Source organism: Paenibacillus nicotianae (assembly GCF_042681745.1).
GTDB classification, from domain to species: domain Bacteria; phylum Bacillota; class Bacilli; order Paenibacillales; family Paenibacillaceae; genus Saccharibacillus; species Saccharibacillus nicotianae.
On record NZ_JBHUGF010000010.1, the window covers coordinates 3,216,137 to 3,227,775 of the forward strand.

10 protein-coding genes are annotated in these 11,639 nt (G+C 38.7%); 5 read left to right on the top strand and 5 right to left on the bottom strand.

What is annotated here, in order from left to right; all coding sequences use genetic code 11:
• Nucleotides 1–114: 114 nt before the first annotated feature.
• Nucleotides 115–1,128 carry a hypothetical protein gene (locus ACFSGI_RS18285; protein WP_204825599.1) on the top strand — a complete coding sequence of 338 codons (1,014 nt, stop codon included), beginning with the start codon at nucleotides 115–117 and terminating at the stop codon, nucleotides 1,126–1,128.
• 230 nt (nucleotides 1,129–1,358) lie between these two features.
• The gene (locus tag ACFSGI_RS18290; protein WP_204825600.1) at nucleotides 1,359–2,372 is read left to right on the top strand and encodes a nuclear transport factor 2 family protein; all 1,014 of its coding nucleotides are present in this window, start codon (nucleotides 1,359–1,361) and stop codon (nucleotides 2,370–2,372) included.
• Between the two features lie 121 nt (nucleotides 2,373–2,493).
• Here the strand turns inward: ACFSGI_RS18290 and ACFSGI_RS18295 are convergent, their stop codons facing one another.
• From ACFSGI_RS18295 to ACFSGI_RS18305, 3 genes are all read right to left on the bottom strand, one after another.
• Nucleotides 2,494–2,715 carry a hypothetical protein gene (locus ACFSGI_RS18295; RefSeq protein WP_204825601.1) on the bottom strand — a complete coding sequence of 74 codons (222 nt, stop codon included), beginning with the start codon at nucleotides 2,713–2,715 and terminating at the stop codon, nucleotides 2,494–2,496.
• Nucleotides 2,712–3,734: a TIR domain-containing protein gene (locus ACFSGI_RS18300; RefSeq protein ID WP_204825602.1), complete on the bottom strand. Its 1,023-nt coding sequence runs from the start codon at nucleotides 3,732–3,734 to the stop codon at nucleotides 2,712–2,714. The genes ACFSGI_RS18295 and ACFSGI_RS18300 overlap by 4 nt, the downstream gene beginning before the upstream one ends.
• A gap of 181 nt (nucleotides 3,735–3,915) precedes the next feature.
• Nucleotides 3,916–5,016: a glycerol dehydrogenase gene (locus ACFSGI_RS18305; RefSeq protein WP_204825603.1), complete on the bottom strand. Its 1,101-nt coding sequence runs from the start codon at nucleotides 5,014–5,016 to the stop codon at nucleotides 3,916–3,918.
• Nucleotides 5,017–5,534: 518 nt separating this feature from the next.
• Between ACFSGI_RS18305 and ACFSGI_RS18310 the strand changes: the two genes are divergently transcribed.
• The 3 genes from ACFSGI_RS18310 (at nucleotide 5,535) to ppk1 (ending at nucleotide 9,158) form a co-directional block, all read left to right on the top strand.
• Nucleotides 5,535–6,470 carry a polysaccharide deacetylase family protein gene (locus ACFSGI_RS18310; RefSeq protein WP_204825604.1) on the top strand — a complete coding sequence of 312 codons (936 nt, stop codon included), beginning with the start codon at nucleotides 5,535–5,537 and terminating at the stop codon, nucleotides 6,468–6,470.
• Between the two features lie 147 nt (nucleotides 6,471–6,617).
• The gene (locus tag ACFSGI_RS18315) at nucleotides 6,618–6,845 is read left to right on the top strand and encodes a hypothetical protein (RefSeq protein WP_204825605.1); all 228 of its coding nucleotides are present in this window, start codon (nucleotides 6,618–6,620) and stop codon (nucleotides 6,843–6,845) included.
• A gap of 168 nt (nucleotides 6,846–7,013) precedes the next feature.
• Entirely contained in the window at nucleotides 7,014–9,158 is a 2,145-nt protein-coding gene (gene ppk1 / locus ACFSGI_RS18320; protein ID WP_204825606.1) for a polyphosphate kinase 1, read from the top strand.
• On the opposite strand, the gene ACFSGI_RS18325 is transcribed toward ppk1, so the two are convergent.
• On the bottom strand, nucleotides 9,091–10,647 hold the full coding sequence (locus tag ACFSGI_RS18325; RefSeq protein ID WP_204825607.1) for a Ppx/GppA phosphatase family protein: 1,557 nt from the start codon (nucleotides 10,645–10,647) through the stop codon (nucleotides 9,091–9,093). The two genes, ppk1 and ACFSGI_RS18325, sit on opposite strands and share 68 nt — an antisense overlap.
• Before the next feature lie 337 nt (nucleotides 10,648–10,984).
• Entirely contained in the window at nucleotides 10,985–11,638 is a 654-nt protein-coding gene (locus tag ACFSGI_RS18330; RefSeq protein WP_204825608.1) for a type 1 glutamine amidotransferase domain-containing protein, read from the bottom strand.
• Between the last annotated feature and the right edge of the window lies 1 nt (nucleotide 11,639).

An 11,639-nucleotide genomic window follows, 5' to 3' on the forward strand; every position in this document is an offset into this window, starting at 1 on the left:
CGATTCACTGTAAATAAGCAAGGGTACGGATATACATAACGATGTTGTAAGCGGTATCTATTTATATCATTTAAATGTCTGTTTATATTTTTCTATAGAGGGGAACGATCACCAATGAAATTGTCCAACCCGATCGGCATATCTACTGTGACTGCATTACTGGTTTTACAGACGTTGGGATATAGTCAACAACATACATCTGCACTTCCTGCGGTTAGTTCTTCTTTTGAGAGCACTCCTGCACTTGCTGCTCCTGCTCCCAAAAGCACAACTGTTGCTTCATCAAAGCCTGCAACAACATCATCTACAATTACTGTTGCTAATTTCAAAAAAATGCTAACAAGCAGTTCCAAGCTTCCTCAAGCCGTCTCTTACCTCAAAAAAAATATCAACAAAGTGACTCCTTACACCGCGACTTTATTAGTGCTAACTTTGGAAAATGCTCAAAATAAATATCTGGATGATTGGACAAATCAATATACAGAATCTATGCAAAAGAAACTAATGAATATGTATACATCGGCTGGCGTATATGGCGATGAAAAAATGGACGATATGATAAAGCGTACTTCAGACCCTGCGCTTAAAAAGCTATTATCTAACACCAAAAATAGCGGTTATCAAATCATCAATGTAGAAGGCTATTACATGCCTATTATCGATTACGATCAGTATGATGCCTACGACGACTATGTCACCAAAGATATCAATGATTATGTCGATATTATGGCTGAAGAGTCAGATGAACCCGCGCTAATGGATGCAGGGCTTGTGATCGGTTGGGACAAGCTTTTAGTACGCACATTGGATATGGAGCAATTTATTTTAAAATATCCTCATTCTAATCGTCTAGCGGTTATTCAGCAAAATTATAGTTACGCTGTGTATACTGTATTTTATGGTGCAGATAATACTCCACTATTCGATAGCACAACCAAAGCGATCGATCCCGATGCTCAAAAGCAATACCTTAATTTGTTAAATGATAAAGATACGGCAGAAGATTATCCATCCAGTACTCTTCTGAGTGATCTGCATGGATTGATGGATTTGGCAGCACAATCTAATTACAAACTAACATCCAAGCTTGAAGCCTACCGAACACAAGTAGCTCCTCTAGAATTATAGAACTTTATCAAAAAGTGCAACATAACCTGTGATCTGACCGTCTTTGCTAGCATAGGGAGACGGTTTTTTACTGTCTTGGATCTATCGTGAAAGTTGTCGATTTTGTCATTTTAGGGATATCATAGATAACTATGGGTAATAGAAAAAGGATACCTTTCTACTATCACATACTAAAAGTGATGTTTGCCAAGCGAACGATTTTTCACTATTTATGACAAAGGAGTTTTATAATGAAAAAAATCAGTTTAATCCTAACCAGTATATTGTTAATGTCTGCTCTTGCAGCATGTACAAGTAATTCCAGTACGACAAACCAACCTGCAACAACACCTACTACTGAAAATACAGGTACAGGTGATCCGGCAACAACCAATCCAGAAGCAACAACACCGACAGAAGGTAGCACACCTACTGATCCAGCTAGTACCGAGTCGGCTTCTGCTCAAAATGCCAAAATTGTAGCCAACAAAAAAGTCGTTGCAAGTATGTATCAAGATGTACTTAATGGTCATCAGACCGATAAAATAGATATGTATCTTGCCGATGATTACAAAGAGCATGATCCTATGATTGCTACTGGTAAAGAAGCATTCAAAACGTATATCGCTTCCTTTATCAAGTCTAATCCTGATTACAAAGTGAATGTCAAAGGTATGATCGGTCAAAATGATCTAGTGGCTGTAATGAATTATCCGATGGCTAACCCGGATGATCCAGGTCAAGCGGCTGTAGACATTTTCCGCGTAACTGATGGTAAAATCGTAGAGCACTGGAATACCGTTCAATCGGTAACAGGTGCTGCAAGTATGATCCAAAATCTATTACCAAGTGCTTCTACAACCGCAGATGTAGCTGCTACAGACAAAGCAGTGGTAGCTTCTAATGCTCAATTTGTAAGCAACTTCTTTAACAGCTTTTTTGTAGACCATAATACAGATGCTGCTTCTGGTGTTGTGAGTGAATCATTGGTTCAACATAATGTGAAAATGAAAGACGGTATCGAGCCATTAGTCAACAACTACCTTGCTCAATTCCGCGCTAATCCAGATAGCACTGCTACTGTAGTTAATATGGTTGCAGAAGGTGATATGGTATTGATCCAAAGTCAGATGAAAAAGAATGCTAATGACGCTGGTCAATCGGTTGTCCAAATCTTCCGTGTAGAAAACAATGAGATTGCTGAAATGTGGATGCTGTCTCAAGACGTCCCTGCCAAAACAGTGAATGAAAATGGTATGTTTTAAGACCATTGCCGTTTCCCTATGATATGTATCTATGATAGAAAATAAAAAGAGCTTCTCCTAATACAAAGGAGAAGCTTTTTTACTGTTGATCTATTTTTATTAAGTATATTTAATTTAATGATTATGCAAAAGAAGGCTTTTTATAATTCACATGTCCACTAATAACACGATTATATTCTTGATTAGTTCCATCTGGCGCAGGTCCAAGGTAAATGGATGAACCCGATCTGTTTGTAGAAGGCATCGATTTGGAATTGCGTAAAGATCTAGAATGAGTATAACCTACATTAGAAAAAACACCTGAATTTGAAAATTTTCCTTTAGCTACATTTTTATGTCTCATTCCCATTCCCCTCCTATTAAATAATGTATCGTATCTAATAACTCTTCATTAGCCTTTAAAATATCCCATAGTTCTTGTTCTTTCAAACTAATCTTTCCTGTAATATGAATAGTCAAAACATATTGAGTTCCAATAGGATAACATAGCATATAGGTAGGCGCAACACGATTATTCTTTTTCAAATAAGACCATTTTTGTTGTCTATAAGCGTCGACTACAGCAATTCGTGGTTCTTCTGCTTGCTTATGTTCATTGACATGATAAGGATAAAAAAAGCCTTGACCTACATCTCCACCAATTTGTTTTATCCCTTCATCTTGAGCTTGCCAAAAAGCCGTTCCTGTTACGTAGTATGCCGACGGAATTGAGAACGATACTTTCAATGCACTGCACATATCGTCAAACTTCTCCTGCTTCTCCTCTTGCAAACTTTCTTGGTTCATAATCAATAAGAAATGAAGAATGTTCTGCTTCTGTTGTAATTGCAACTTGTGATGTTCTAGTTCCAATTGAAGATTAATATACTTTCCAGAACGTTGAATATATTGGCTAATTTCACCACAAGCGATATCTACAGCAGCCGTCCAGTTGGAATCTGTACGATATTCATAATGTAATGGAGTTAATCCTTGTAGATCAGATAACAAACGATATTGTTTTACTAACTCTTCTTTATTAACGATAGGCTCAACATATTCAGGAAGAATACAAAATACTCTTTTACGTCCTAACTTCCCCCAAAATAAGCCCATTTCAAACAATGTATTATCACGAGTTGCAAAATAAAGCTGTCCGCGATGCTGAATAATATCATCAGGTGCAAAAATAAAAACTGCAAAATCACTGATATCTAACTGTTTTTCAATAGATTCCATTGTATACTCATTAGCAGGAAAAGCACCTGCATACCACGGAGTCACTTGAGCATAATGACTTAAGTGTGCATTCACTGCTCTTGCTATCTCAATAGATTCTTTAGAAGAACCAATAAACAAATTGGGTTTGCTAACAGACTCCACCAATTATTCTCCCCATTTCGAATAATAAATACCTTTTATACAATTATAACCCAAAACACTTAATCACGCTATGCAGTAATCATGTTCTATAAAATTATATACAAAAAAAGAAGCTTACCTATTACTCAGGTAAAGCTTCTTTTTTTATACTGGCATAAAAATATATTATTTAAAAGGTAACTTATTTATACGTATGAGCGATCGCATTAGCAGCTACAATCGCATTGTAGACATCATCTGCTGTTACAGGGAAAGGCATATGTCCCATAGTATCGTCTGGTGCACAAGCAGATTCAGCGACTTGTCTCCATTCCGCTTCTACAAATTCAGTCATACCTAGATCTTCAAGTGTCAATGGAAGACCTACTGCTTTGATCAAGTTGACTACTGTTTCAAACTCTTCTTTAGGTGAGTTCTCAAGTACCAATTGTGCTAACAAACCGAATGTTACTTTTTCACCATGTTGTGCACGATGGATTGAAGGAACAGCAGTCATTCCGTTATGAATGGCATGCGCAGCAGCAAGTCCACCAGACTCAGCACCTACCCCACTCAAGTAGATCGTAGCTTCGATCGTATTTTCTACTGCTTTAGTTACCACTTTTTGTTCAACTGCTTTGGTTGCACTGACAGCATTATCGAGCAACATTTCATAACATAATTTAGCAAGTCCTAACCCTGTAGCTGTTGGTTTCATTAGAGCCAGATTATCTCCATTAGAAGCATAACACGCACGAGCTTCAAAATAAGTAGCTAGAGCATCGCCGACACCCGCAGCGAAGAAACGAACAGGTGCGCCTGCAAGAATACCCATATCGGCAAGTACCGTATCTGGATTATTTGGTAAGAATAAATATTCATCAAATGAACCGTCTTTTTTGTAAATAACTGCAAGTGCTGTACAAGGTGCATCTGTAGACGCAATCGTTGGGAAAATAACGACTGGAAGTTGCTCATAGTAAGCTGTTGCTTTCGCTGTATCTAGCGTTTTACCGCCACCAATTCCGACAATCACATTCGCACCGGATTGTTGTACCAATTCGCGATGACGCATCACTTCTTCTTTGGTACATTCATATTCAAATTTCTCAAAATGTGCTTTGTGATTAGCTGCTGTAAATGTAGGTTCAGCTTCTGTTTGTGCACGCTCTAATATAAATTCATCACAAATGATATAAGCATGATCACCATAACCACGCGTATAATCATTTAATTTAGATAATAAATGCTGACCTGTAATAAATTTTCTAGGTGAAGTTACTGATCTGACGAAATCTGCCATGATTTACACATCCTTTTGGATAATTACAGTCTACTGCTTTATATTCCCGACCGACAGAGAGACCTTACTTTTTTCGCGTGCAAGATAAAGCGTTTGTTACTATAGCGCTATATGATACTTATCACTACAGACAACTATACTCCTTCGTGCATCCAAACCAAGTGATCTATGTCACTGATAATTATCATCAAGTACGTTATAGTAAAGCGTTTGCAATAATATATTTCTTTATTTTGTATCTAGTTGGCGTCTATTTACAGCAAAAAAGTTCAATTTATAATGATCTGTACCGATTGCTGTTTATTCTATTGGTTTAAAGCCTACACGATAATATATGATTCAGATCACAGCAGCTAGTGCTTCTAAGATAGAACTAGAGTACCATAAAATTTTATCGTGATTTAACCGATGTTATAGTATAGAAAAGAAAGATAGTTTAGTTCGTAAAAGTCATACTACATTTATTTTAGAACAAATTGCGCTTCAATAATCAAGCGCTTAGAAAGGAGAAAGTAGTCATGCGTGCTCGACATTTATTTGTACTCATGCTCTATATTTCAATCGCATTTGTAATCACGTTCTACATACTTAGCCTAAAGTATCCGCATGCCTCAGCTTTTTCTTATAAGACTTGCAAAGCTTCTTATGATACGAAGAATGATTTGTTTGCTAATTTACTTAACGCAGGGGAAGATAATGTGGCTTCGGCTTCCGAATCGATCAAAACGGCTCCTAAAGGTAAAGCGGCACGTATTCCTGTATTGATGTACCATTATGTAGTTCCTGAGAAATACAATGTAGAAAAGAAAAACAATGCTCGTATGAGCTTAGAATCGTTTACCAGAGGAATGAAATATCTACACGATAACGGCTACAAAACAGCCACTTTGTCTGAGCTTGAGCAATATGTGAATGGAGAGATTCAATTACCTGAAAAGACTGTCGTGCTTACATTTGACGATGGATATCAGAATAATGTGATCTATGCTTATCCTGTATTGAAAAAATATGGCTTCCATGCTTCAATCTTTATTGTAGGCACCAAGCTCAAAAGTAAAACACAAAAATTTCTACCTAAAGAAAAAACAACGATTTCGCGTCAAGAAATGAAAGCAACCAAAGATGTATTTGAATACAATAGCCATACGTATAATCTCCACTACAAAAATACAATTCAATGCGGAGATACTGCGGCAGTCGGTCTAGAAAATGATCGCCTCAAAAACGATATTGAATTAATGAAAACCAAAACAAAAATCGATACACCTTACTTTGCTTATCCTTATGGAGAGTATCAAGATCAGATGATCTATACGTTACGAGAAAATGGGTATCGTATGGCGTTCACTGTAAGACCTGGTTTTGTTCATCCCGGTGATGATTTGATGCATTTATCACGAATGAATGTGAATTCTCATACCGAACTCAAGCATATTCTTCATCTAAAAGATTAACCACAAATACCTGATTTCTACAATGCGTTTGACGCAACCCATGTAGAGATCAGGTATTTTTTGCGGTCTCTTCTATTATCAAAATGAAGCGATCAGGGTAATATATTAAAAGTAAGCCATGTAATTATCCAAAGGAGTCTACATTTGATGACATTAGCAGAATGTTTGAGTCATTTACATCATGATTTATTACTTGTGAATATGCATAAGCCTGGTTATCTTACCCGTTCGGTTGCCGAATTGCAAAAAACGATTCCTGCGGATCAATTAAATGAAGAAGGTTATGAACTGCGCACTCATGGTTTTAACTTTGGGCGTACACAGAAAAAAGCGATCGGCAAAGTAGGCGGCCCTAATTTGTGGAATGAATGGTAATCGTCTTTTACACAGCGTTAACAATTGAACGTTATAATGACTCTATACGAGTTGTTTTGACACCTTATGACAAAAGTAGTAGCATACTCAACATTTGGTATTCCACATACTGCGCGTTACACTAGAATAGAGAATATGATTGGATAACAATGATTAAGCGGAGGCATTATGGAAAACAAACATGTAAACCATCCTACTCATTCAAGCTATATTAATCGTGATCTAAGCTGGATCGAATTCAACAGCCGAGTACTGGAAGAAGCTCAAGATTCAGAAGCTCCACTGTTAGAACGTATCAAATTTTTGGGCATTGTATCCCGTAATTTAGACGAATTTATGAGTGTACGTGTTGCTGGGATTCGTAATCAAATCAAAGAAGGTTATCTCAAAAAAGATTTTACCGGCTATACTCCGTCTGGTCTATTCAAACGTCTGACCAAAAAAGTAGAAAAAATGGTTCATACTCAATATCGTACATACCGCGAACTGATGCGCCTACTTGGTAAGCAGGGCATTACGGTCAATCGTTATACGGATCTTAGTGCCACTCAGCGCAAAGCGGCAGATACGTATTATGAAGATGTGATTTTTCCTGTACTGACTCCAATGGCTGTCGATCAGAGTCGTCCATTTCCTTTGGTTCATGGACTGAATGTTTATTTGTCTGTTGTGCTTGAACATGGCGGTAGAGAACCTATTACGGAAAATGAACATGATGCGTTTTATTTTGCAATCGTCCAGATTCCTTCTAATCTGCCTAGATTGGTACCTTTGCCGCATCGTCAAAATAGTAAAAAACAACAGTATATTATCCTTGAAGAATTGATTTGTCATCATATTCATACATTATTCGGCGGCTATCAGCCTGTAGGCGTGAATGCTTTCCGTTTGACACGTAATACAGATCTAGATATCAATGAAGAAGAAGCCGAGGACTTATTAGAAGAAATTGAGAACAAGCTACGCAAGCGTCGTCGTGGTGCTCCTGTGCGTCTTGAAGTGGAGAAAGACTTCCATCCATTTGCTCTTCGCATGTTGCAAGAAGAATTTGATGTATCCGAAGCTATCTATGAAATTGATGGCCCACTTGATCTTGGATTTTTATTGCCATTCTCAGATTCAGTGCAAAATCATGAGTCGTTGCGTTATCCGTCAGAAATTCCGCGTTATGCACCAGAGTTCCCTGAAGGTAGCGATACAGACTTTTTCAGCATCTTAAAAGAACGTGATGTATTGCTGTATCATCCATACGAATCATTTGATGTGATCAGTGATTTTATAGAACAAGCTGCCGAAGATGATGATGTCATGGCGATCAAAATGACATTGTATCGGGTAAGTGGTCGCTCTTCGATTATTCAAGCGCTTGCCAAAGCGGCTGAATCGGGCAAACAGGTAACAGTTGTGGTAGAACTGAAAGCCAGGTTTGACGAAGAACGTAATATTGCATGGGCACGTACACTGGAAAAAGCAGGTTGTCATGTGGTCTATGGTCTGGTTGGACTCAAAACGCATGCCAAATTGATTCTAGTTGTGCGCCGCGAAGCCGATGGTCTCAAACGTTATATTCATATTGGTACAGGTAATTATAATGCTTCTACCGCAAAATCATATACAGATATCGGGCTGTTAACGATGAATCCTCATATTGGCGAAGATGCTTCTGAAGTGTTCAACCATATTACAGGATATACAGAAAGCCACCAATGGCAAGCTGTCGCTGTAGCACCGGATACGATGATGAATAAATTTATCGAATTGATTCAGCGTGAAGCCGAACATGCACGTAACGGCAGACCTGCACGAATCATTGCCAAAATGAACTCATTATCTAACCAGCAAATTATTGATGAACTGTATATTGCTTCTCAAGCAGGAGTAAATATCGATCTGATTATACGTGGAGTCTGCTGTCTACGTCCGGGTGTCACAGGTCTGAGTGAACGCATTACTGTTCGGAGTATTGTCGATCGTTATCTGGAGCACTCCCGTATTTATTCTTTTGAAAATGGAGGAGATCTGGAGATCTGGTTATCCAGTGCAGATTGGATGACTCGCAATCTGACCCGTCGTGTTGAGTTGATGTGTCCATTATTCGATAAAAACACAAAAGCCACTATGCAGCGCATTCTAGACCTTATCCTTGCGGATAATATCAAAGCCAGATTGCTACTACCTAGTGGCAGTTATGAGCGATTCGATAACGGTAAACCTCCGTTACGCAGTCAGTTCAAAGCGTGGGAAATTAACTCTTGGAAACCATATGTACCACCAGTCTCACTCTCACGTCCCACTCCTTCTCCAAATCTCTAACCGCTTCTGTAATTTCATGTGTTTCCATAGAGGCTTCGGTATGACAGTGAACTGTCAGCTCGAAGTCTCTTCCTTTGCGTACAGCGACCAAGCGATCTACTGGTTGAGTCTCGCTCACATCCATCGCAGCCGCTAATTGCAGTACAGCTCCTAAGCGACGGATACGTTCTTCATCTTTAGGGTGTAAGATATCAGCATACTCTGTAGAAATACGTCTTTTTTTGATTTTGCCTTTACTTCCGAAAATAGCGATAAAAGCAACCAGAACTGTTTCGCGATGATTCAGTCCGGCAACAGCACGAGTCGTCAGCAAATAACGAGTATGTTCTTCAAAGTCATGATAACCAATTTTCATGCCTACACGATACAATAAAGAAGCAGTACGCAATATTTTGCGATTAGAGATATCTCCCTGACCTTCTCCAAGCGCTTCATACAGTTCAGAAGATAACTGCTGTACCCAGCGCAAATGGCGTTGACGGGGCAATGGCTCTCCATGTAACGCCGCACCAATCTCATATTCTAATACATCTTCAACAATCACATGATCTTTACCGCGTTCCCATTCAAAAAACAATCCATCCCGTAAGCCTGTTCCACTAATCACATAATGAGAACAATGCATGTAACGGAATAATGTATTTAAAATAATAACACCAGGCACAATAATATCACTGCGTGTTTTGGATAGACCGGCAATACGTTTGCGTTGATCATTACTCATCGCTGGAAGTTGTTGATAATAATAATCGGTGTCTTCTGCTTCTAACGTATAATGATGAATCTGCTCAAGCGAATATTTTAATTTACGTTGATGCATTTTTCCTACAGCACGAATTGTTCCTCCCAGACCGACCATCGGAAGATCAGGATACTGACTGATCCAATCATGCTTTTGTGCGGCATCTAGTACCAGTTGTTGGAGTTCATTGACAGACGATTCTTCCCAGCGTCCTGTTGTCTCGTTACCAAATCGTACATTCATATTTACAGCTCCGAAAGGGAAAGATACTGTAGATACACGAGTCCGATCGCGGAACAACGTAACTTCTGTACTTCCGCCTCCGATATCAATAATGTATCCATCTTCGATATCGATTCGATTCACTACACCAATAAAACCATAATGTCCTTCCATTTCACCGGGTAACAACTCTATCGTAAGTCCAGTTTCACGATTCAAATAATCGATCACTTCTCCGCCATTACTAGCGTTACGAATAGCTGCTGTCGCTACCGCGCGTATCTCTTCAACTTCATAAGCCGCACTCACTTCCGCAAATTGCTTCAATACAGGCACAATAACACTGACTGCTTCAAGCGGCATATCTCCTTGAGGTGTAACAATTGCACTAAGGCGAGCAGATTCCCGGCACTCTTTAAGAACCTGATATCCTCCACCGTTGCCTGTTTCGTAAATAACCAGTCGAATAGAGTTTGATCCTATATCCATAATGCCTACCCGGCGACGTTCTTCCTGTTCTTTCATGCGAGTTCCTCCTGACCTGTACAAGCTTCTATTTACAAAATATTGATCTATTTTGATTACAGTTAAAGTCAGTCTATCTTATTTGCATCATTGTCACAATCGTTTTTCAATTAAAACTGTGTACATATTTACTTAGCTAGCTATTCAAATTTTGTATTGATTACATATTTTTTTATAGAATATCTCTTTAACCGATAAAACCTAATCGTTATCAATATACACAACGCATAATTAGATAGACTACAATAAAAAAAGCGAAAGCTCTCAGATATTAGCTAGAGAACTTTCGCTTTTGTATATTAACATAGTAGCTATTATAGCAATTAGAAATCGGAAATTATAGCAATTCAAGCATCGCTTTTGCTGTGCCTTCACTAGAAGCAGGATTTTGTCCTGTTACTAATTTGCCATCAACAATCACATGATCTGCAAAAGCAGAAGCTGCTACAAATGCTGCACCTTGCTCACGCAATTTGCTTTCGAGTAAGAACGGAACATATTTCGTCAATTTCACCATATCTTCTTCTTCATCAGTGAAACCTGTGATGTTTTTGCCTTGTACATAATAAGAACCGTCTGCTTTTTTCACATCAACAAGAGCACCAACACCATGACACACTGCACCGACTACACCGTCATGTGCTTCTGTATCGTGAATCAATTGAGCGATCACTGGATTGCTTGCGAAATCGACCATAGGGCCATGTCCACCAGCAAATAATACGCCATCGAAATCGCTGACATTAACGTCTGCAAGAGCTTTAGTATCTTCCAGCATATCAGCTACTGATTGCTGTTCAGCAGGAATACCGTCTGGAATAGAGTTTTTGTCGATAGTGACTTTACCGCCTTTAACCGATACAATCGTAGGTTCTACGCCTGCATCTTGAAATACATGGTAAGGTGCAGCCAATTCTTCTAACCATAGTCCTGTAGGGTGTCCGTTCATTTCTGTAGCACTTGTCGCTACTAACAATACTTTTTTAGTCATA